The organism is Psychrobacter coccoides (genome assembly GCF_017498085.1).
GTDB classification, from domain to species: Bacteria; Pseudomonadota; Gammaproteobacteria; order Pseudomonadales; family Moraxellaceae; genus Psychrobacter; species Psychrobacter coccoides.
On the sequence record NZ_JAGBKM010000011.1, the window covers coordinates 15,001 to 34,875 of the forward strand.

Below are 19,875 nucleotides of genomic sequence, written 5' to 3' on the forward strand. Positions count from 1 at the left end.
GCGACTTATCCGTTTTTAGAGCATTAGATATCTAAATTAGAAACTGTCAACGCGTTTTCTTCAATAAAGATACGGCGCGGCTCGACGTGATCACCCATTAGACAGGTAAACATGTGATCGGCGGCGATGGCATCTTCGATAGTCACACGCAGCATTCGGCGGTTTTCAGGATCCATGGTCGTATCCCAAAGTTGATCAGCATTCATCTCCCCTAGCCCTTTATAGCGCTGAATAGACAAGCCTCGACGTGCATCAAGCATCATTTGCTGCCAGAGGTAATCAAAGTCACGTACCGGAATGTCTCTGGTGGTGCCACTACCTGCTTCACGACGAATAAACGCATCCTCTTCAAGTAGCGTATTCCACTCGCTTGATAGACGCAGCAGCTTACTGTATTCACCCGAATTGATAAAACTGGCATCTAGTAAATAGTGATGTGCAAGCTGATGCACATAAACAGTCACACGGGGTAGCCACTGATCTTTAGTAGATAAAGCCTGAGTGTGAGACGCTTCATTACCATTAGCTTCTATAGCTGGGCTCATGCCTAACAGATCAATTGCAGCAGCATCCATGTTTTCTGGTTGCGGTGCATGAATATTAACCAACTCAATCTCAGGGCTCAAGTCACTGCCAAAGTGCTCAAGCTGAGCCTGCATGGTTTGTTTCCACGCTTCCATAACAGACTTATCATAGGTCATATCCATGCTAAGCTTTGGGGTATGTGTCAGAGCATCTAGGATTACCGCTGGGAAACGAATCTGCAAACGTGCCTTAATCAGCTGTGTTTGGTTATAGTCATTCAGTAGGGTCTCGAGCGCCTGACCGGTGATAGCTGGCGCATCGCTACTGATATGCAGCTTGGTATTGTCAATCGTTGACGACAACAAATAAGCTTTGAGCGCTTCGTCGTCTTTTAGATACAGCTCTTGGCGACCTTTTTTCACTTTATAGAGCGGCGGCTGAGCGATATAAATATAGCCACGCTCAATCAGCTCTGGTGTTTGACGGAAGAAGAAGGTCAACAGCAAGGTACGAATGTGCGAACCATCAACGTCCGCATCAGTCATAATGATGATTTTGTGATAACGTACTTTATCAGGATTATACTCATCAGGGCCAATACCGCAGCCAAGCGCAGTGATTAGGTTACCGACCTCTGCTGAGGACAGCATCTTATCAAAACGTGCCCGTTCGACGTTTAGAATCTTACCTTTTAGTGGCAAAATCGCTTGGGTCTTACGACTACGACCTTGCTTTGCTGAGCCTCCTGCAGAGTCACCCTCCACGATATACAGCTCTGATAAGGCTGGGTCTTTTTCTTGGCAATCAGCAAGCTTACCTGGTAGACCGGCGATATCTAAAGTGGTCTTACGGCGTGTCATCTCTCGAGCTTTACGGGCCGCATCACGAGCACGGGCGGCATCAATAATCTTACCTGCAACGGCTTTACCTGCACTTGGGTTTTCAAGCAAATAGTCATTGAACCTATCATGCATAGCCGACTCAACCGCTGATCTCACCTCACTAGACACCAGTTTATCTTTTGTTTGGCTAGAGAACTTAGGATCAGGCACTTTTACCGAAACTATCGCTGTCAGTCCTTCACGGGCATCATCGCCACTAACGGCAACCTTTTCTTTTTTGAATAGGTTTTCGCTGTCCATATAGCTATTTAGGACACGAGTGAGCGCTGAGCGAAATCCTGACAAATGCGTTCCACCATCACGTTGTGGAATATTGTTGGTAAAACAGAGCACTTTTTCGTTATAAGTGTCTGTCCATTGCAGCGCCACTTCGACACCGATACCATCGTCCTGCTCACTGATAAAGTGAAAGACATCATTAATACTGTCTTTACCAGCGTTGATATAACTGACAAACTCCGACAGACCACCTTTATGCTCAAACTCATGACGCTTATTCACCCGTTCATCAGTCAATACGATACGCACGCCTGAGTTTAAAAACGACAACTCACGCAGACGCTTAGCTAAGATGTCATACTCAAATGTAGTGTCACTAAAGACTTCACCACTAGGATAAAAGCGAATTTGTGTCCCTGTTTTTTCTGTGGCTTCTAACTGCTGAATTTCACTATCAGGCACACCATCGGTATAGGTCTGATGATAATGATAGCCTTCACGCCAGATATTCATTTCAAGCTTTTCAGATAGCGCATTGACCACTGAGACACCGACTCCATGCAGACCACCTGAGACTTTATAGCTGTTGTCATCAAACTTGCCGCCAGCATGCAGTACAGTCATGATCACTTGTGCAGCCGATACCCCTTCTTCTGGATGAATATCGACAGGCACCCCGCGGCCATTGTCCATAATACTGACTGACTCGTCTTCATGAATAATGATATCAATCTGATCACAGTGACCTGCCAGAGCCTCATCGATAGAGTTGTCCACTACCTCAAAGACCATGTGATGCAGACCTGTACCATCATCAGTATCCCCGATATACATACCAGGGCGCACCCGCACGGCTTCAAGCCCACGCAGTACACGAATATCTTTGGAGCTATAGTCAGACGGCAATCCTTCTACCGTTTCAACTGGCGCAGCTGTTTGGGCAACGCTGCCTACTGTCGGTTGCTCGTGGTCGTTAGGTAATGAATCACTCATGTGCATTCCTTAATCTAGCCATAATCGGCCGTCGCCATGGCTTCATCACGACGATGAAACCTTATGACGTTATATAAAATCTGACAATTAGTGTCAAAGCTCGTAATGCATTTTGCTCGGGTCTGCGACTTCATAATAGTGAGAGACTGTACAGGACAAATAAAACAGCATTGAATAGCGGCGTAGCCACTTATCACCTGCCGTTTTGCTCTTTAAATATTACTTAGAATGAGCGTATAAGTAATATTTATATATATCAACCACTTATACTCTTAAAACAGACGTGTTTTTTTATAGAGCATTACAAAACAATTGGCCGAAAACAGGACAAAAATAAAGCTCTATTTTAGCATTTTTTTGCCTCTAAGTCACTGTTTACTGGCACTTTTGTTATAGTTGCTGGCGTTCATATAAAGCTAACTTTGATAAAGAAATGGGCGATACCCATAAGCACATAACGCATCTTAGTTTAGTTTAGGATATTATATCTAATAAAAAAGGAGTCATAAAAAAGAGGAAATCTGACCTTGTTTCATGTGAAACACTATCGGATGCGGCCATAAATCTTTGATCAAAGGCACGATATCATCCGTTAAGCTACTCATAAACACTTGGCAAGGCAGCTGGGCTAAGGTAGACAACAAAATCTGTATCGCTCTATTGTCGAGTTCGGCAGTGACATCATCTAGCAAGACGACTGGCGTAGCCTTGGGCGACAAACCATTATGAGTTGACATCGCCTCTGCTTTACTTTCAAGTAACAACGGTAATTGAGACAAGCGCAAAGCCGTAATTAAAAGCTTTTTTTCACCTCTCGATAAAACATTGGCCGCCTGCTCTTTTAGAGCTTTAGGTTTTATCATGTCACTACTGTCTGCATACTCAGATGATGGCGTAGATTTGTCGTCATCTGAGCGCCAATACACATGGATATCAGCGCGATGATTACCGATACGGGTATACCCTAGCTGTAAGTCCTGCTCTAAGCGCTCGTTAAGCTGTATATCAAGTGCGACACTGGTATCGTAGCCGGCACTATAACTTAGGCTTAGTTGTTCGGCATATTCAGGTAACAACTGGACGATACTTTTTGCAAAATAAGGCTGCCATTCAGTAAATACTTGTTCGCGATAATGATGAATGAGAGCTGCATGATTACTCAACCCCTTATCCCAAGACCTAAGCTCAGCGAGCTGAACTTGAGTGAGGTGCTGTGTCTTTTTTAACAAACTATTGCGCTGTTTTAGCAAACGTTGATACGCCACCCACTGCGGATGAAACCCCTGTTTCATGTGAAACACAAGCCAATCTAATAGCTGCCGACGACTGGCACTGCCCTGCTCTAGCATATCCATAGTAGAAGGATCGATAAGCAGGGTCGGTAGCTGTTCAGTAAGGATGCTTTGGTTATAAACTGTGGTTTGATTGAGGCGCAGTAATGTTGTCGCATCAGCTTGCTTTTGAATGGCTAATGTACTGGCATCATTGAGTCTAGCGTGGACAGTAGTCGCATTTTTATGGTGCTGAATATAGCGTTTGGGTTGATGATGACGGAAGCTTTTACCTCTAGATAATAAAAATATCGCTTCAAGTAGCGACGTTTTGCCGCTACCATTTGCGCCTATTATTAGATTACAGACAGTAGATTGGAGATCCACTTGGGTCAGATTTCGTAGGTTGGATATTTGTAGACGTTCAATCATAATATCGACAGCCGCCTATTAATTTCAATATAAGGACAGATTAAAGTTTACTAATTAAGCAATACAGGTAGAGCTACAGCAAGTATCATTTTGGCAATACTGACCCAGCAGCTTTGCCAACAACACTTTCAACACGACCTTTAGGCAGCATATTGAAACCTTAAATTATATACGCATCGGCATGATCACATATTGATGGAACTCATCACCCAACTGATTGACCAGTACCGAAGCATTCGACTGACTCATATGCATTTGTACATCGCCTTGAACAACACTGAGCACATCTTGTAGATACGCTGCGTTAAATGACAGCTCCATCGGCTCACCTTGATATTTAGCCTGTATCATCTCTACCGCTTCGTCTTGCTCCGCATTATTAGCACGTACCTCAACCATACCGTCACTGGCAAAGCTAAAAACCACGCCCCGTGATTTTTCATTACTCAAAATCGCAACACGGCGTAGTACATCAGTCATCTTCTCTTGATTAAATAAGACAAGCTTATCAGTATTGCTGGGCATGACACGGCGATAATCAGGAAACTTACCATCAATTAGACGCGCGGTAAACGTCACCATTAAATCATCACTCACTTGCCCTGCACTATCGACCTCACCAAATGGTAAGCTGACTTGTAAAAACTCACGGCCAAAGCTTAAAGTGACAGGGTTGTCTTTGTCGCCCAGCATCTTGCCAAGCTCAGAAGCCAATCGCTCAAGCTCAATGACAGCCTTGCGTGGCAAGATCGCCTGCATATTTAGGTCGCTGCTTACATCAATAACACTGCGAGCTAGAGCCAGTCTGTGTCCATCAGTAGCCACCGTCGTCAGCTGCTGCTGTGAAACATCGAACAGCATACCAGTGAGGTAATAGCGCACGTCTTGAATGGCCATCGCAAACTGAGTTTTGTGAATCAAATCGGTAAGATGGCTACGGCTGATCACTAAGGGGGTGATATTCTCAGGATTACCCAAGCTTGGATAGTCTTCACTCGGTAGCGTACCTAAAGTAAAGCGGCTTTTGCCACTGGTCAGTAAGCAACGCTCGTTACTTTGAGTGGCCAAATTGATTTGTGCTTGTGCGGGTAAGGACTTGCAGATATCTTTTAATTTGGTCGCTGGCAAAGTAGTCTCACCCGCCTCAACACAAGCGCCTGCAGGCAATCTCAATGTCGATGTCAGCTCAACCTCAAGATCAGAAGCCGTCAACACAAGCTCAGACTCAGACAGCTTTAACTTGATATTACCTAGAATAACCATATTATGACGCTTGTCAGCTGCCTTTGCGATCAGATTAATGGCTTTTAGTAACGACTCTCGATTAATCGATAATTGCATGCTTAGTTGCTCTTATTTAAATGTTTTTTGGATGAATGGATAACCGTAGCTTAATAATACCCTGCCTAACTACTATAATCTATAATCACTATAACCTATAAGGTTTCTGCCAGCGTATAGTGCCAACATTATAAACCATATCAACTGACTAAAACATAGTGCGACATTGCGCTCTAACCAGACTGTAACATCAGCGATAGCGTCTTATAATCCTTGTCAAATGCGGGATCAGTTGCCCGTAACTCATTAACTTTATCACAAGCGTGCATCACCGTTGTATGATCACGCCCCCCAAACGACTGACCAATCTCAGGAAAGCTATCACCAGTCAGCTCACGTGACAGTGCCATTGCGATTTGTCGTGGCCTAGCAATACTACGTGTACGCTTGCGTCCCATAATATCCTTTACAGTGACGTCATAATACTCGGCAACAATTTTACGGATGTTATCCATATTGACCGCTTGTACACGCATCGCAACGATATCCTTTAGTGCATACTGTACCATCTCAAGCGTGATTTCAGCTCCTGTTAAGTTGGCATTGGCAAACACCTGATTGAGTGCGCCTTCTAATCGTCTGACATTAGAAACTACGTTTTGAGCGATAAACAAAGCACACTCTTTTGGCAGTGTCATGCCATAAGAAGCTGCCTTTTTTTGTAGGATTTGTACACGAGTATCGATTTCAGGCGGATCGACAGCGACTGTCAACCCCCAAGAAAAGCGTGATCTGAAACGTTCATCAAACTCAGTCATTTGGGATGGATGACGATCTGAAGCTAAAATTAGCTGCTTGTCACCACTGGTAAAATCAGCAAACAATGTCAAAAACTCATTACTACTTTTAGTCTTTCCTGCCAGTACATGAATATCATCAACAATTAATAAATCCACCTTTTTAATTTTCTTTTTAAAATCTTCTATTTTATTGTTTCTTAATGAATAAACTAATTGATTAATAAATTTTTCAGAAGTGAAATAATAAAAACTTTGATTATTCTTTAAATATCGATGTGCTACAGAATGCATTAAATGCGTTTTCCCCAAACCAGAAGGCCCATATATAAACAATGGATTATGGCGATTTTTTGATTGACGCTTTCCAAGCTCATAACAAGCCTTGTAGGCCAAGCTATTAGACTTGCCCGTGACGAAAGTCTCAAATGTAAATTCAGGATTTAAATAGCTTAATGACTTAACATCAGCAGAAACGTCTAAGGTGGCTTGACGCATATTGGCATCAATATCTGCCTTAGCCATACGCTGATGATTACTTTCAAAATTATGCTCTGTAGGAGTAGGGGAGGGCTTACTCTCATCAAATAGTGAGCCTGATTGGGGCTGAGGATCGTCGCTTGTCTCACGACCTGCATTATCGACACGTACTACAACGTCCTCGATACTGCCCTGACTGTGTTTAGTTACCAGTTGCTGGATATCTTGTAAGTGATTTTTTTTGATATAAGTGACGAAGTAATCATTAGGAGCAAGAATGACGAGAGTCTGAGCCTCTTGATATACCGATAACGGTCTTAACCACATCGTAAACACATTATCTTTAACGTTATATCGTAAATCGTTTAGGCATTTATCCCAAATCATCGTTGTATCTATCATGAAAAGTACTAACCCTTTTATCTAAAAAACATCCCAACGCCTTACTGTACATGCCTAGCAGTATAGTTAACACACTTTAGAATAGGTACAACGCTACTGATATTCATATCCTTTGCTGCTGTGCCTACGCCACATGCTACTGCTTGTAATGAATACCAGTAGCATGTGGCATTGAGGCAAATTGAGACCACATACTCAGCAGGGTAATCTACCACAAATGGCCTGTGGATAACATCATATTTTTTGTGGATAAGGCTGTGGATATTTTTGTGGATAACTTATACACCCAAGTTATCCATATTTCATCCACAAGTTACCCACAGGCTTACCCATAGCCTAGTTATTTGATATTTAAGGCATTAACAGACTTAACCACAGATATTCAACCTCCCAATAACAACAATACTTATATATATTAATAGTTTATTATTATAGAGTTCGATAAAAACTGTGGATAACTTAGAGACTGGAAGTTAACTAGGTGAGTATATTTAATCTAAATTACTGTTTTATTTTCAGTCAGCTCAGTGGCATAGCAGGTACTTTAAGATAAAATTTTATGATTTAGTTTATTGACCATAATGTTTGGCAATGGTATAATCCTGCGCTATTGCGAATTTAGTCCCATTATTTTGATAGGTGAGTTATGAAACGTACATTCCAACCAAGCGTGATTAAGCGTAAACGTACTCACGGTTTCCGTGCTCGTATGGCTACTAAAAAAGGCCGTCAGGTTTTAGCACGTCGTCGCGCTAAAGGCCGTCATCGTCTTACAGTCTAATTGGTTTATGACGATGATTATGGTTCATACTGCTTGTTGAATATCTATTTTATCAATGAACATAGTAGCTATTGAACAATAACAACTTAGAACCATATATCAAAAGCGCCTATTTCGGCGCTTTTTTTGTCTCTATGACTTCTATTTTATGCACTAAGTCTTGTATTTGTTAAGGCTGTTTTTGGGTTTTTCTAGGTTGTACTATGTCTGATACTCTCGCAACAATATCTACCTTCCGTTATACTAAAAATCAGCGTCTACTGACGCCTGACGCTTTTCGTGAGGTGTTTGATGCACCTGAACGTAAACTACACCAAAGTCATTTGATGGCGTTTGTACGTCCTAATACGCATGGTCATCCACGCTTAGGTATGGCTATTACCAAACGTAAAGTACCTACGGCAGTCATGAGAAATTTAATCAAGCGTCAAATACGTGAGCAGTTTCGCACAAAAAGTTATCTTTTGGAAAATAAGGATATTGTATTTATAATTAAAAAATCTTTAAAAGATTTTGATGATAAAGAATTAAAAATACAAATTAACAATATTTTTAAAAAAATAGAAAAAAAGTGAAATGAGTTTTTTATTAAAAAAGATAGAATTGTTTTTTTATAAATTAATATATTTCTTTATTGTTTTTTATCAAAGAATCATAAGTCCAGTAATGCCTGCTCGATGTCGATATTATCCAACATGCTCTAATTATGGCAAACAAGCGTTAGCATGGCATGGGGTTCGAGCTGGTGGGTGGTTATTGATTAAGCGAATTAGTAGCTGTCATCCGCTAGGTGGGCATGGGATCGATTTTGTACCACTGCCTTTGGCGTCTTATCAGTATCAATATCTACCTGCTGAGTTTTATATGATTGCCTCTAATCTTTATGTTTATAGAGATCATAATAGCTACGTTTCACGCTTAAATCATATGATGAGTCTGCCGTAAGTCTCTTAGGTGCTAAACCGTTGTCATATTATATAGTTACCTATAAGTCAGTTACCCACAAGTTATCCACACTCTTAGTATCATTTAAGGCAGATTTTTAGTAAAATAATGCACATTTTATGTAAATGACTCACGATAGTCTTGGCAGTGCATGCGTTGCTGCCATGTTAGGTCATGACACATGCCTCAAATTCTCACTCTAGGAAAGGTTTATGCAAAAGATATTTCGGGTGATGATCATCATTGCGATGTTAATCACCGCTTATCTGCTGATTTTGGCATGGCGAGATGATTACGCTGATGCACCAGCTGTAGACACAACGCCTGAGGTTTCAACATCAGTAGGTGCGGATATTCCATCTACAACAGGCTCAGCAGGTGATATTCCAGTACAGTCATTACCTGTCGATGCGGGCGGCGTTGCGCCTACTGCCCCATCTAAAGATACAGGGCTCATTACGGTGACGACTGATCGCTATGATATAAAGATTAATCCTGAAGGCGGCGATATCGTTTATGCAGCATTGAAGCAATACGACGCAACATTAGATAGCGATGAGCCGTTTGTACTGTTAGAGAATAATAGTAATCGTGTTTATGTGGCTCAATCTGGTTTGATTGGTAAAGATGGCATTGATACCGCAGAAGGCCGTGCTACCTATAGTCATACAGCCAGCAGTTACACCATGCAAGAAGGTCAACAAACGCTATCAGTACCGCTCACCTACAAAAAAGACGGCGTGACCATCACCAAAACCTTTACCTTTACTCAAGATAAGTATCCTATCGATATCAGTTATCTTATTCAAAACGCATCTGAGCAGCCATGGCAAGGACAGATGTTTGCACAATTAAAGCGTGATGATAGTAAAGACCCAGGTATGTCTGACAAAGGCGCTTTAAGTATGGCGACCTACTTAGGCGGTGCTTGGGGTACGCCTGACGATCCTTACAACAAGTTAAAGTTTAAAAACTTCACTGATAAATTGAGTGTCAGCAGTGATGAAGGTTGGGTGGGTATTGTGCAGCATTACTTTGTTTCTGCATGGACCCCGGATAATTTTACGGGCAGTTTCTTTACTCGTGAAAGTGCGAATGACTATTTTATTGGTTTTAACAGTCAGCCTGTAAATGTAGGGGCAAACAAGCAAGCGACATTGCAAGCAACATTGTATGCAGGCCCGAAAGTGCAGTCTGAATTAAAAGAAGTCGCAGTAGGGCTGAACCAGACTGTTGATTATGGCTTATTGTGGCCGATATCAAAAATCTTGTTTGCCATACTTGATGGCATCCACAACCTTATTGGTAACTGGGGTTGGTCTATTATCGTTTTGACGATCTTGGTTAAGATAGCTTTAATGTGGTTTTCTAATAAAAGCTACTACTCAATGGCGAAGATGCGTGCCATTGCGCCAAGATTAGCGGCGCTAAAAGAAGAGCATGGCGATGATCGCATGAAAATGTCGCAAGAAATGATGGCCATCTATAAAGAAGAAAAAGTCAATCCGATGGCAGGTTGTCTGCCTATTTTGATGCAGATGCCAATCTTCTTAGCTTTGTACTGGGTATTGGTTGAGAGTGTTGAGTTACGTCATGCTCCATGGATCTTGTGGATCGAAGACTTATCAGCGATGGACCCGTGGTTCATTTTACCACTGCTGATGGGTGCCTCCATGTTTATACAGCAGCAGCTTAACCCGCAGCCTACCGATCCAATGCAAGCAAAAGTGATGAAGTTTTTGCCCATCATCTTTACCGCCTTTATGTTGTTCTTCCCAGCAGGTTTGGTGCTTTATTGGACCGTAAACAACTTGTTTAGTATGACACAGCAGTACTTAATCAATAAAAAGGTAGAAGAAGAACAAAAACGTCGTACGGTTAAAGTGCTCGACTGATAGCCGTAGTCGTTTTTGAACGATAGAGCCATCGCATAAGCGGTGGCTTTTTGTATTTGTAAACTGCTTAAGTCTTTACATAGGTAGCAGCGGCTTAAAGTTTACTTTGTCAGCCTATCCTCAGACGTCTATAATGGGGCTTTTAATTAATGAGTATGATTGTGAATTCTTTTGAGCAGGCGCAGGCCATACCTGATACTTCAAAAAGTCTTAGCTCCTCTGGACTGGCTACGATAGCAGCTATCGCTACTCCGGTTGGTCGCGGCGGTGTCGGTGTGATACGGCTATCGGGTGCTCGTGCCTATGAGATTGCCTGTCAGCTCACAGGTAAAAGTGAGTTTGTCCCACGTATGGCCAGTTTTTGCCGTTTTTATCAAGCTGATGGTACGGTTATTGATGAAGGGTTGGTACTTTATTTCAAAGGCCCACACTCATTTACAGGAGAAGATGTAATTGAGCTGCAAGGGCACGGTGGCATGATACTACAAAATCAGCTGCTTACTCGTGTGTTTGAGCTAGGTGCTAAACAGGCAGAAGCAGGGGAATTCTCATACCGTGCCTTTGATAATGATAAACTGGATCTTGTACAGGCAGAAGCTATCGCTGATGCTATTGATGCCACCAGTGACGCTGCGGCTAGTAGCGCTATTCGTTCGCTAAGTGGTGAGTTTTCTCAAAAGATTAATCAGCTCTTAGAGCAGTTGATTCACTTGCGGCTGCATGTAGAGGCAGCCATCGACTTCCCTGATGAAGAAGATGTTGACTTCTTATCTGACGGTGTTATACAAGACAAGCTTGAACAGACTCAAAACAAAATACAGCAAGTCTTAGCAACAGCAAAGCAAGGCCAGCTACTACGTGATGGTATTCATGTGGTGTTGGCAGGCAGACCCAATGCAGGTAAATCAAGTTTACTGAACCGACTGGCAGGGCAAGAACGCGCGATCGTGACAAATGTAGCGGGCACCACTCGTGATACGCTGCAAGAGACGGTTGTCCTTAATGGTCTAACCTTGCACCTCACTGACACTGCAGGATTGCGTGATACCGATGATACTGTAGAACGTATCGGGATTGAGCGTGCACGCAGTGCTATTACGCAAGCTGATATACTGTTAATGGTCTATGATGTAACTCGTGATCTGGCAGAGGATATAACCCCGTTACAGCTTGCTGAGCAGCTATTTGGTGAGCTGCCAGCAGCCAAGCGTTTGTTAATTATCGCAAATAAAAGTGATCTATTAAATGATAAGGCCAGTAAGACTATAAGCTCGATGTCACAAGAAAACCTCACCGACCAAGGCTATGAGCAGGTCAATGTTTCATGTGAAACAGGGACTGGTATCGAGGCATTGATCGAAACATTATGTGCTAAGGTGGGCTTTCATCCACCAGAAAACAGCCTTATCGCTCGTACCCGCCATTTAGATGCGCTTAGACGAACCGCTGAGTATCTGACCGAGGCGCATGAGCAGTTGACTGTATTTCAAGCTGGTGAGCTGGTCGCTGAAAGTCTCCGTCAAGCGCAACAAAGTCTAGGCGAGATAACGGGTGAGTTTAGCGCTGATGATTTATTAGGTAAAATATTCGGTAGTTTTTGTATTGGAAAATAGCTTGTTTGAACAAGGAAAATGCTATGCACTGCCCGTATTGTAATGCGTCAGATACAAAGGTAATAGACTCACGTCTAGCGGCAGAAGGTGCGCAAGTCCGTCGCCGCCGCTCCTGTAACAGCTGCCAAGAACGCTTTACGACCTTTGAGATGGTAGAGGTAGTGATGCCACGTATTATCAAATCCAGTAGCAAAATTGAGCCTTACGATAATGAAAAGCTACGCCGCTCTATATTATTGCCGCTGCAAAAACGTCCCATTACCACCGATGAGCAAGAGGCAATGATCAGTCGTATCGAGAAGCGTGTACGGCAAATGGGCGAGCGAGAGATTAGCAGCAAAGTCTTAGGCGAGATTATCATGAGCGAGTTAAAAGCTTTAGACGATGTGGCTTATGTGCGCTTCGCTAGCGTATATCGTGATTTTCAAGATATTGATGCTTTTCAGCAAGAGTTGGCCAATATTCGCCCTACTGAAAAATAAGCCGATCTTCCTTATCTCTTTTTATGCTCATATTTTGTATAGGTTAAGCTTATTTCTATGTCTATTCCAAACCACGCACAAGAAGCGCAAGATCGCTATTTTATGATGCTTGCCATCCAACAAGCCAAGCAAGGGTTATATACCACTAGGCCCAATCCTGCCGTAGGTTGTGTGATTGTGCGAGCAGAGTCAGTAGTTGGACAAGGCTTTCATCCGAAAGCAGGTCAGCCTCATGCAGAAGTGTTTGCGCTGCAAGATGCAGGAGCAAGCGCAGTCGGTGGCACCGCATATGTGACATTAGAGCCTTGTAGTCATACGGGGCGTACGCCGCCTTGTGCGCTAGGATTGATAGACGCAGGTATCAAACGGGTGGTGATTGCAGGCTTGGACCCCAATCCACAAGTTGCTGGACGTGGGGTGAAGCTACTTGAGGATGCTGGTATTGAGGTCACTGTGGGCATACTCACAGATCAAGCAGAGGCATTGAACCGTGGATTTTTAAAGGCAATGCGCACTCAAATGCCTTATGTACGGCTGAAAATCGCAACGAGTCTTGACGGCCGTACAGCCATGGCATCTGGAGAGTCCAAATGGATTACTTCAGCGCAGGCTCGTGAGGATGTACAAAAGCTGCGAGCTTTAAGTGGTGCCATCATAACAGGTAGCGAAACCATCATCGCTGACGACCCCCAGCTGAACGTACGCTCTACGCAACTCTGTGTGTCAGCTGATCAAGTACCAACCCCTAAGGTTGTGGTGCTCGATAGACGTCAGCGTTTGCAGTATGACCCAAAGTCTAACTATCAGCTGTGTCGTCAATCAGAGGTGCTTTATTGGCGAGAAGATGATTTAGTTAAGTTGTTAAAGCGTTTGGTCAGTGACCATCAATGCTATGATGTGTTGGTAGAAGCAGGTGCTGGCGTCGCTGGCAGCTTTTTAAAGCAGCAGCTAGTAGATGAGCTGATTGTATATCAAGCACCATGCTTACTGGGGATAAAAGCACGACCAATGGTCGAATTCAGTCCTTTGTCATTAGCTCAGCAGTTGCGCCTCGATATTTGTGCTCATGAAAAGATAGGACCAGATCTAAAACTGACTTTGCAGCCCTTATAATCTTATTTTATAAACAGCTTATCCACAGGATTTAAAATATAAGTACTTAAGATAGGGAGACTGAGGGTAATAAACAACGTTCCACATGAAACTGTGCATAACTTTGTTTCACATGGAACTTATAAAATATCCACTGTACCATGATATCTGCCCAATCCTTATAGATTAAGGGGTGTAGAGAGTCTTTGTTCATAAAGTCTTAAAAACAATATTAGGCATAAACTGTGGATAACTTGGTATCGCTAAGGGTGGTTTTGTGAAAAAATCATAATAAACCTTTACTTATCCACAGTTTATCCGCAAATAGCTCATACAGTATAGACAGTTTGGTACGGATTAAAATAAACCTGAATATTAAAAAGAGGGTCATATGTTTACTGGGATTATAGAAAGTGTGGGATATGTTAAGGCCATGCAGCCTGTTTGTGGTGATATTCGTTTGATTATTGAGTCTAACGATTTGGGCTTTAGCGATGTGAAACTGGGGGACTCCATTGCCTCTAACGGGGTATGCTTGACGGTAGTAGAGTTTGGATCTAATTACTATGCTGTCGATGTTTCACGTGAAACTATCGCTCGCACTGCACTTAATGAGCTAAAAACAGGACATGTCGTTAATTTAGAAAAGGCCATGTTGCCGACCACACGTTTTGGCGGGCACATCGTTGCAGGTCATGTGGATGGAGTGGGCGTGGTCAGCAAGCTGCAACAAGATGCACGGTCTATTTATATCGAAATTGAGATACCGCAGGAGCTTGCACACTATACAGCGACCAAAGGGTCTATCACGGTCGATGGCATCAGCCTGACTACCAATCTGGTACGAGATAATATTGTTTGTCTAAATATCATACCGCACACAGCAAAAGTGACTAATATTGGTAAACATTGGCTAGTCGGCAGTAAGGTCAATATTGAGGTTGATATTGTCGCACGCTACTTAGAGCGATTGCTAAACAAAGCGCCAGTAGAGAGTATGAATGCGCCAAGTCCGAACAGCCAAATCACAGAAGCTTTTTTGGCAGAAAATGGCTTTATGAAATAATCTTATATAAATAGTCTTATATAGGTTATGCAGCATAGAGAGCCGTAAGCAAAAGAGATTTATATCAGTAGCGCTGTTGGGCTTGTGACAGTTTTTTTTAAATGATTGTCACAGGAAGCTGTTTACAGGGCGTTTTTTATACAAGTTTTAGTATTGTTTGTAGTACTTCTTGCAGTTTGCTTTGGTCGATGGGTTTGGTCAGAAACGCATTCATCCCTACTTGAAGACAAGCGTTGATATCCTCTTCGGTGTTATTAGCTGTTAAAGCTACGATAGGGATGTCGTCTTGTTGTGTGCGTATCGCCTGAGTCGCTTGTAGTCCATTCATCACTGGCATGCGACAATCCATCAGTACTAAGGCGATGTCTTGTCGCCGTAAATCTAGTATTTCAAGTGCTTGTTGGCCGTTACTCGCCACCATACTGTCGTAGCCTAAATTACTTAACAACTTACAGGTAATTTTTTGGTTGGTTAAATTATCATCGACTACCAACACTAGCTTAGCAGCCACTGCCTGTTTAGTGTTTGTTTTTGTCGTTGGTATTTTTTTATCCTCATCATCATTGACGGTGAGTATTGACGTGCCATTATTCGGTGTGGTCTGCGTCAAGCGTATGAGCTCTGATAAAAGCAGCCCGATGTCTAATGGTTTACTCAAAAAGCCATCAAACTGACTGGAGAGGTTGAGCGGAATATGGCGCTCAGGTTTGATGCTCATTAGAATCTTTGCCAGAGAGCTGGTGCTGAGTAAGTCGTTTATGAAACTAGAGTCACACATATCCTCAGCTTTGGCGTCATAGCATTCATAGTCCAATAAAACGACGGGTTTTAGGTTTTGGTTGTTGGGCTTTAATAGCTCTACTAATGGTTGGTTTTCACTGTCTGAGCAACTGTAGGTACTGACAGACAAAGACAGATGCGCTCCTATGCGCTTGATATAAGTGGCGCAGATGTCTTCTTTGACGATAGCAAGCAGATGAATGTCTCGAAGACTACTGTGATAGTGATATACAGGCTGGTAGTTTGGAGAAAGACAAGGCAGATATAGGCTAAACGTACTGCCTTTATTAGGGACGCTTTCAAGATGAATAAAGCCTCCTAGTAGCTGCGCGAAGCTATTGGATATCGCAAGCCCGAGACCTGTACCACCATATTCTTGGCTTATCTGTAGATTGGCTTGATTAAAATAAGAAAACAGCTTCTGCTGGTCAGCTGGTGCAATGCCAATCCCAGTATCCTTGATACTAAACCGAACCCACTGATGCTGTGCATTTATCTTGGATACATTGTTTGAAATACGAATGTCAGAGATGAGCTTTTGCGCATGGGCTTCATTGGTTAAGGCCCGCTCTTGATTGCATTTATTGATGCGTTGCATTTGCTCATGAGTGATAGGCTCAATGACTAATGCGGCATAGCCTGAAGCAGTAAACTTGATGGCGTTGTCTAACAGGTTGAGTAGGATCTGTCGTAAGCGATTCCCGTCGGTGGTGATATAACGTGGGCAGTCAGGCGCAAAAAAATACATAAGACTGATTTCTCGTCGCTGCGCACTACCGACCATTAAATCACTAATTTGTTGACCAGTTTTAAAGATATCAGTAGAAGCCATGACAACATCTGCTTTGTTGGCTTTTATTTTTGCCATCTCCAACATGTCATTGAGCATGGCTAACATAGAATAACTGGATTGAGTCAGCGTGTTTAATATCTCTTTTTGTTTTGGGGATAATTGACGAGTGTCTAATAAGTTTAATGTCCCAATAATGGCGTTGAGCGGTGTCCGAAGCTCGTGACCAATGATAGATCTGATTTTGCTGAATTCTTTGATCTGTCTTTCCAGCTGTTTGTTTTGCATCTCCAGCTTGTTTTTATGGCCAATCAGTTGATCAACATTGCTAAGTAAGGCGGTAAATCCATGTATTTGTCCATGCTCTCCAAACCATGGCGTAATATGCAAGTGATAGGCTTGCTTGTCCTCTAGGCCGTATACCAACAAGGTACGATTGACTCGCTGCGTTGAGAGCTTATGTAATAGTTGCTGGGTGGCTTTGTCACTGCCAGTGATAAAGTCCGTTAAGTTATAGGTAACACCGCGCTGAAATGAAGTGGTAAAAATCTGCTCAAAACGTCGATTAAAAAAGCTTACTTGGCCATGACGCATGATCATTAACATCGGTAGCGGTGCCTGATCAACCAATCGCTCTAGACGATGGGTCAGGGTATTTATACGTCGATGGTGATTGTGCAGCTGATAATGAACTCGGTTAAGTGCATGGCCTAAGCGTAGAAACTCATGAGTACTTTCGGACTTTAGGAGCTTGGGTGCCGTGTAAGACTCTTTGGCAGTATCTGTGAGGGTCTCTGTATATTTTATTAATGCCAACCAACTGCTATTGCGTTTGAACATATAGAGTAGGGCAAAAATAAACAGAGTGAGAGCTATCATTATAGGCAACCAGTATTGATAGGAGACCCAGAGGATATCAATAGGCTGATGGCGGAGTATGACATAAAGCTGATGACCGGTATCAAGCGTAATCTTCCCAGTCAAAGTACTGTTATTTATCTCGTATGAGCTATTGTTACTCGTTGATAATGCCCTAATAGCTGGGAAAGTAACACTAGTAAACTTACTTTCATTAGGCTTGGTTTTACGATGGACATATGTCTGACCGGAAGGCATCATAAAAATCAGCTGATAGCTAAGATCTTGAAATAAAGGTCCAGATAAAATGTCTTCGATATCTGGGTTTGAGGGAACGACCAGCTTATTTAATTCATACTCTAGCGTGCTAAACGCAACCTTGCTGTATCTTTGACTGTCGTTTTTGAGGGTAAAATATAGCATGGCATAATATAGAGCCACCATGACCAGTAGTGTTAAGCTATAAAAAAACAGTAAGCGGCGTAACGACTGAAACTGTTGCATGTGGATATGAGCCTATGCGTGCACGTCGATGGAGTGCGGTACTATCATAAATAAGATTGATAGTCTCAGAGTAGTAAAAACACTTTAAGATATAGAGTGTTGAGAAAAGAAGTCATTGATCGTATTGAAACAAATCTTAATAAATTGATCCTTATTATAATAGCAAACTTCAAACGCCCCCGTCGCCGCTGAGCGCTAAACTCTATATCTCGATATAGAATAACCTGCAATTATCATGCCTATACTTGGTCGTGTTTCAGGGATGAGCGCTTGGTAAGCGGGTGTCAAACCAGCTTTTTTGATAGTTGTTCATCTAATACAGTCAGGTCACTATAAAAAAATATAGCAAGACTGGGGTAAGTATGCTGTAGCATCGAGTGGCATAGGAACAGGCACAGGCATATCAAAAGGCTTGTACCAACTTAGCGCATAGATGCAGCGTATCCATTTTATTTAGCCATTTTAAGACCGTCAAATACCTATATGTGCTCATTGGTGACACGCCCTAGATCGCCTTAATGTACTTTACTTGCAGCTCAGCGTCCGAGTTTGTAGCACAATCATAGCGCAATGCGTCAAACTCACCTATAATACGATAGTTAATAAACTAAGAATGTCGTTTACTGTTATGAACACAACTGCCTCTGTCCCTCCTACTAACAATATCACTGCCAACCAAGCCGCAGAAAGTGCTGATCCTATCCGCTCAGCTGCTAACCGGTTGCGTGTGGTGTTTGCAGGAACCCCCGAATTTGCTGCCATCAGTCTTGAGGCACTTATCAAGCAACAAGAGGCGCTAAACATAGATATCGTCGCTGTATACACACAGCCTGACCGCAAAGCAGGGCGCGGTCAAAAGCTGGCAGCCTCTGCAGTAAAACAAGTCGCTTTGGCGCATGGTATCGTGGTAGAGCAGCCGGCCACCTTTAAAAAAACTAATACCGAAGGGCTGGCAGCGAGGCAGACACTACGTAGCTATCAACCTGATGTGATGATCGTAGCCGCTTATGGACTTATCCTACCTATCGGCGTATTGACGATACCGACCTACGGCTGCCTAAATATCCATGCTTCCTTATTGCCACGCTGGCGTGGTGCCGCACCGATTCATCGCGCACTGCTAGCAGGAGATAGCGAGACTGGCATTACCATTATGCAGATGGATAAAGGGCTGGATACTGGTGACATGCTCTATAAAGTCAGCTGTACCATCGATAACGACGATACTGCTGCCAGCTTGCATGATAAGCTCTCAGAGCTTGGCGCAAATGCGATTGTAAAGGTATTGCAGGACTTGTCTGGCTATCAAGCCCAAGCGGTTGCACAAAATCATCATGAAGCCAACTATGCCGAAAAATTAGTAAAAACCGAAGGCGAAATTGACTGGTCGCAACCTGCTACAGTTATAGAGCGCCAAATTCGCGGGCTGACGCCATGGCCAGGTGCTTATACTTTTTTGCATGGTACACGGGTCAAGGTTTTAGCAAGCTTGCCTAGCAATCCGTCGCAGACGACTCATGAGCCAGCCGGCACAGTGATAAGCGTTGGACGCAAGGCTATTTTGATCGCCTGTGGTCATGATGCGCAAATGCGTGAAGATAAAGAGCAGCCAGCCACCACCTTACCCATTACCCAGTTACAGTTTGCCGGTAGCAAGCCTGTGACTGCTGAGCAGGTCTGCCATGGCAATCAGCTTGATGATGGTGATAAGTTTGGTGGATAGACCAACGATTTGTTAGAGCACACTCCTATAAACTGGCGCTCATA

Annotated in this window: 14 protein-coding genes; 9 read left to right on the plus strand and 5 right to left on the minus strand. The window is 43.0% G+C overall.

Annotation, left to right across the window (positions count from 1 at the left end):
* Positions 1 to 23 precede the first annotated feature (23 nt).
* The 4 genes from gyrB to dnaA form a co-directional block, all read right to left on the minus strand.
* Positions 24 to 2,639 (minus strand): DNA topoisomerase (ATP-hydrolyzing) subunit B, encoded by a 2,616-nt coding sequence (gyrB, locus tag J3492_RS07220; protein ID WP_207991135.1) that lies wholly within the window; start codon positions 2,637 to 2,639, stop codon positions 24 to 26.
* 503 nt (positions 2,640 to 3,142) lie between these two features.
* Positions 3,143 to 4,342 (minus strand): DNA replication/repair protein RecF, encoded by a 1,200-nt coding sequence (gene recF, locus J3492_RS07225; RefSeq protein ID WP_207991136.1) that lies wholly within the window; start codon positions 4,340 to 4,342, stop codon positions 3,143 to 3,145.
* Positions 4,343 to 4,507: 165 nt separating this feature from the next.
* Entirely contained in the window at positions 4,508 to 5,683 is a 1,176-nt protein-coding gene (dnaN, locus tag J3492_RS07230; protein ID WP_207991137.1) for a DNA polymerase III subunit beta, read from the minus strand.
* A 173-nt stretch (positions 5,684 to 5,856) separates the two neighbouring features.
* Complete coding sequence (gene dnaA, locus J3492_RS07235) at positions 5,857 to 7,302, minus strand: chromosomal replication initiator protein DnaA (RefSeq protein ID WP_207991138.1); 1,446 nt, start codon at positions 7,300 to 7,302, stop codon at positions 5,857 to 5,859.
* 646 nt (positions 7,303 to 7,948) lie between these two features.
* On the opposite strand from dnaA, the gene rpmH reads away from it, so the two are divergent.
* The 8 genes from rpmH to J3492_RS07275 all read left to right on the plus strand — a co-directional run bounded on the left by rpmH (position 7,949) and on the right by J3492_RS07275 (position 15,176).
* On the plus strand, positions 7,949 to 8,083 hold the full coding sequence (gene rpmH, locus J3492_RS07240; protein WP_007394757.1) for a 50S ribosomal protein L34: 135 nt from the start codon (positions 7,949 to 7,951) through the stop codon (positions 8,081 to 8,083).
* Between the two features lie 203 nt (positions 8,084 to 8,286).
* Positions 8,287 to 8,658 (plus strand): ribonuclease P protein component, encoded by a 372-nt coding sequence (gene rnpA / locus J3492_RS07245; RefSeq protein WP_207991139.1) that lies wholly within the window; start codon positions 8,287 to 8,289, stop codon positions 8,656 to 8,658.
* Position 8,659: 1 nt separating this feature from the next.
* Positions 8,660 to 9,028, plus strand: coding sequence for a membrane protein insertion efficiency factor YidD (gene yidD, locus J3492_RS07250; protein WP_207991140.1), 369 nt, complete (start codon positions 8,660 to 8,662; stop codon positions 9,026 to 9,028).
* A 212-nt stretch (positions 9,029 to 9,240) separates the two neighbouring features.
* Positions 9,241 to 10,923 (plus strand): membrane protein insertase YidC, encoded by a 1,683-nt coding sequence (gene yidC / locus J3492_RS07255; RefSeq protein ID WP_207991141.1) that lies wholly within the window; start codon positions 9,241 to 9,243, stop codon positions 10,921 to 10,923.
* Between the two features lie 155 nt (positions 10,924 to 11,078).
* Positions 11,079 to 12,536, plus strand: a complete 1,458-nt coding sequence (mnmE, locus tag J3492_RS07260; RefSeq protein ID WP_243453159.1) for a tRNA uridine-5-carboxymethylaminomethyl(34) synthesis GTPase MnmE — start codon at positions 11,079 to 11,081, stop codon at positions 12,534 to 12,536.
* A 23-nt stretch (positions 12,537 to 12,559) separates the two neighbouring features.
* Positions 12,560 to 13,018, plus strand: a complete 459-nt coding sequence (nrdR, locus tag J3492_RS07265; RefSeq protein ID WP_207991143.1) for a transcriptional regulator NrdR — start codon at positions 12,560 to 12,562, stop codon at positions 13,016 to 13,018.
* Between the two features lie 57 nt (positions 13,019 to 13,075).
* Entirely contained in the window at positions 13,076 to 14,131 is a 1,056-nt protein-coding gene (ribD, locus tag J3492_RS07270) for a bifunctional diaminohydroxyphosphoribosylaminopyrimidine deaminase/5-amino-6-(5-phosphoribosylamino)uracil reductase RibD (protein WP_207991144.1), read from the plus strand.
* A gap of 370 nt (positions 14,132 to 14,501) precedes the next feature.
* Positions 14,502 to 15,176: a riboflavin synthase gene (locus J3492_RS07275; RefSeq protein ID WP_207991145.1), complete on the plus strand. Its 675-nt coding sequence runs from the start codon at positions 14,502 to 14,504 to the stop codon at positions 15,174 to 15,176.
* A gap of 136 nt (positions 15,177 to 15,312) precedes the next feature.
* Here J3492_RS07275 and J3492_RS07280 read toward each other — a convergent pair whose 3' ends face one another.
* On the minus strand, positions 15,313 to 18,108 hold the full coding sequence (locus tag J3492_RS07280) for a response regulator (RefSeq protein ID WP_207991146.1): 2,796 nt from the start codon (positions 18,106 to 18,108) through the stop codon (positions 15,313 to 15,315).
* A 628-nt stretch (positions 18,109 to 18,736) separates the two neighbouring features.
* On the opposite strand from J3492_RS07280, the gene fmt reads away from it, so the two are divergent.
* Positions 18,737 to 19,831 carry a methionyl-tRNA formyltransferase gene (fmt, locus tag J3492_RS07285; protein ID WP_207991147.1) on the plus strand — a complete coding sequence of 365 codons (1,095 nt, stop codon included), beginning with the start codon at positions 18,737 to 18,739 and terminating at the stop codon, positions 19,829 to 19,831.
* The last annotated feature ends 44 nt before the right edge of the window (positions 19,832 to 19,875 follow it).

Excerpts from the sequence above, each read along its gene's own strand:
- recF (WP_207991136.1), bottom strand. The coding sequence starts at position 4,342 with ATGATTGAACGTCTACAAATATCCAACCTACGAAATCTGACCCAAGTG.
- fmt (WP_207991147.1), top strand. The coding sequence starts at position 18,737 with ATGAACACAACTGCCTCTGTCCCTCCTACTAACAATATCACTGCCAAC.
- yidD (WP_207991140.1), top strand. The coding sequence starts at position 8,660 with ATGAGTTTTTTATTAAAAAAGATAGAATTGTTTTTTTATAAATTAATA.
- J3492_RS07275 (WP_207991145.1), top strand. The coding sequence starts at position 14,502 with ATGTTTACTGGGATTATAGAAAGTGTGGGATATGTTAAGGCCATGCAG.
- J3492_RS07280 (WP_207991146.1), bottom strand. The coding sequence starts at position 18,108 with ATGCAACAGTTTCAGTCGTTACGCCGCTTACTGTTTTTTTATAGCTTA.
- gyrB (WP_207991135.1), bottom strand. The coding sequence starts at position 2,639 with ATGAGTGATTCATTACCTAACGACCACGAGCAACCGACAGTAGGCAGC.
- ribD (WP_207991144.1), top strand. The coding sequence starts at position 13,076 with ATGTCTATTCCAAACCACGCACAAGAAGCGCAAGATCGCTATTTTATG.
- dnaN (WP_207991137.1), bottom strand. The coding sequence starts at position 5,683 with ATGCAATTATCGATTAATCGAGAGTCGTTACTAAAAGCCATTAATCTG.
- nrdR (WP_207991143.1), top strand. The coding sequence starts at position 12,560 with ATGCACTGCCCGTATTGTAATGCGTCAGATACAAAGGTAATAGACTCA.
- rnpA (WP_207991139.1), top strand. The coding sequence starts at position 8,287 with ATGTCTGATACTCTCGCAACAATATCTACCTTCCGTTATACTAAAAAT.
- rpmH (WP_007394757.1), top strand. The coding sequence starts at position 7,949 with ATGAAACGTACATTCCAACCAAGCGTGATTAAGCGTAAACGTACTCAC.
- yidC (WP_207991141.1), top strand. The coding sequence starts at position 9,241 with ATGCAAAAGATATTTCGGGTGATGATCATCATTGCGATGTTAATCACC.
- dnaA (WP_207991138.1), bottom strand. The coding sequence starts at position 7,302 with ATGATAGATACAACGATGATTTGGGATAAATGCCTAAACGATTTACGA.
- mnmE (WP_243453159.1), top strand. The coding sequence starts at position 11,079 with ATGATTGTGAATTCTTTTGAGCAGGCGCAGGCCATACCTGATACTTCA.